This is a genomic window from Paenibacillus sp. 01T422 (assembly GCF_056398785.1).
This window is the reverse complement of sequence record NZ_JBFTQB010001222.1, coordinates 1-1,440: the sequence shown is the minus strand read 5'-3', so window position 1 is coordinate 1,440 and position 1,440 is coordinate 1. Positions and strand designations below refer to the sequence as shown.

Sequence of the window (1,440 nt, the reverse complement as noted above, 5' to 3'; positions counted from 1 at the left end):
GATCTAACGTCCCCGTGTGGCCGATACGTTTAATTCCTAGTATACCTCTGACTTTGGCTACAACATCATGGGATGTGAAGCCTACTGGTTTCCATACAGGCAAAATGCCTTCTAGCGTCATATCAGCTTGCTCCCTACTTCCTGAACCATTCTTGCTACTGCTTCTTCAATTGTTCCTTGGATTGTGCAGCCTGATGCACGCACATGACCGCCTCCACCAAGGGATTGAGCGATCGCGGCAACATCGACAAGTCCTGAAGAGCGAAGACTTACTTTAATTACACCGGGCGCTTTCTCTTTAAATAGCATACCCACTTCGACGCCTTCCACATTACGTGGATAGTTCACTAGGCCATCTAAATCCTCACTAGAAGCCCCTGTAGACTCTAAATCAGCTAAAGATACTGCCAGCCACGCTAGTTTACGTTCATGGGCAAATGAAAGGGTAGATAATGCCTTCTGAAGAAGAACAATTTGTGAATACGTCACTCTCTCCAAAACTTGCTCAGCAATTTCCGAACCCTGAACACCTAGAGCAAGCAAAGTCGCTCCAATTTGCATAACTTCAGGCGAGGTATTTGAGTAACGAAAACCGCCTGTATCCGTAAGTAACCCTGTATAAAAGCAGTCCCCAATAGCCAAGTCCAAACTCATGTTCATATGTATGGCTAAATCATACAAGATTTGAACAGTCGCAGCCGCATCATGTTTAATCAAATGACACGAACCAAATCTATCATTGGTTGGATGATGATCAACATTGAGCAGCTGGGCTTGTTCATCAAAAAGAGTGCTGACCCTACCTATTCTGGAGAAATCAGCACAATCAACACTTATTATGGTCTTATAACGTCTATTCGGTATTTCTTTGCTAAAATCAAGTACCTGATCGCTTCCCCACAGATAGGAGAATTTAGAAGGCATGACGCCTTCATTAATCATGGTAAAGGTTTTCCCTAGTTGGGCGAGAAGCCAACCCATCGCGTATGTAGAGCTGGCGGCATCCCCATCCGGCTGGATGTGAGATACCACCAAGAAATCATCATGCTGCTCGATAAACTTAGCTGCTGCTTCCAGCTGCTGGCTGTATTCGGTGGCATGCATCATTCTGTTACTCATACATTTGGATTTCCTTCCTGGTTTAGCTTGTGAAGCAAGTTCTCGATATGACTGCCATAATCGATAGACGCATCGAACTTGAATTGTAATTCCGGGATCTTCCGTAACCGAATTCGTTTGTTAAGCTCTGAACGGATATAACCGGAACCTGCAGAAAGCGCCTTGAGAGTGGCTTCTTTCTGTTCGTCCGTACCCATAACGCTTAGAAACACACGCGCTATGGAAAGATCATTTGTTACTTCAAYACCCGTAACGGTTAAGAAACCAATTCGTGGGTCTTTTAACTCGGATTGAATGATTTGGCTTATTTCTTTCTTGACT

2 protein-coding genes and 1 pseudogene are annotated in these 1,440 nt (G+C 44.4%); all 3 read right to left on the bottom strand.

What is annotated here, in order from left to right; genetic code table 11:
* Nucleotides 1–121: pseudogene (locus tag AC1DUA_RS37400) on the bottom strand (tRNA pseudouridine(55) synthase TruB); the annotation flags it as partial.
* Nucleotides 118–1,119, bottom strand: a complete 1,002-nt coding sequence (locus AC1DUA_RS37395; RefSeq protein WP_477504537.1) for a DHH family phosphoesterase — start codon at nt 1,117–1,119, stop codon at nt 118–120. The gene AC1DUA_RS37395 and the pseudogene AC1DUA_RS37400, both read right to left, overlap by 4 nt.
* On the bottom strand, nt 1,116–1,440 hold a 325-nt coding region (gene rbfA, locus AC1DUA_RS37390; protein WP_477504536.1), incomplete at its 5' end, for a 30S ribosome-binding factor RbfA. The genes rbfA and AC1DUA_RS37395, both read right to left, overlap by 4 nt.

What these genes read in the sequence shown, in the direction of transcription:
- AC1DUA_RS37395 (WP_477504537.1), bottom strand. Translation starts at nt 1,119, where the DNA reads ATGAGTAACAGAATGATGCATGCCACCGAATACAGCCAGCAGCTGGAA.